This window comes from Xanthobacter sp. BG11Y11_SDJG, assembly GCF_057364445.1.
The window spans coordinates 1-540 of sequence record NZ_JBNFNU010000893.1; the positions used below are offsets into that span (position 1 = coordinate 1).

Annotated in this window: 1 protein-coding gene; it reads left to right on the top strand. The window is 75.7% G+C overall.

Going from position 1 to position 540, the window contains the following annotated elements:
* Nucleotides 1–332, top strand: a 332-nt coding sequence (locus AC2W7M_RS27160; protein WP_486136352.1) for an alpha/beta fold hydrolase, incomplete at its 5' end; no start/stop codon positions are given.
* Nucleotides 333–540 lie beyond the last annotated feature (208 nt).

A 540-nucleotide genomic window follows, 5' to 3' on the forward strand; every position in this document is an offset into this window, starting at 1 on the left:
GGTTCCGCGGCACCACCGCCGCCGAGATCGCCACCGAGGCGCAGGCGCGGGCCGAACGGCTGAACCTCTCCGCCTATGCCCGGCCGGAGGCGGTCGCGGGTGCCTGGATGGCGGCGCGCCGCGCCGACCTCTCGGGCGGGCTCGCGGCCATCGACGTGCCGGCTCTGGTGCTCCACGGCAGTGCCGACGACCAGTGTCCGCTGGCCCATGGCGCCGCGCTCGCCGCGGACATTCCCGGCGCGCAGATCGCGGTGTGGCCGGACGGCGGGCACAATCTCATGGCCGAGGACCCGGCCCGCTTCGCCGCCGCCATTGCACATTTCGCCGCCTGACCCGCGGCGCATCGCGCGGGGACGACCTGAAGGCGCCGCTTGACGGCGCCGGGTCCATCCGCTGTGAAGGGACAGGGGCGGCGAGGGCGAGCAGCATGACGAAGACCATGACCAGGCGTCGCAAGCCGCAGTCTGCCTCGGCCGCCGACGCGCAAGCCGAGGCGCCGGCGCCGCGGCGCCCGCAAGGGCGTCCCCCGGCAAGGAAGCC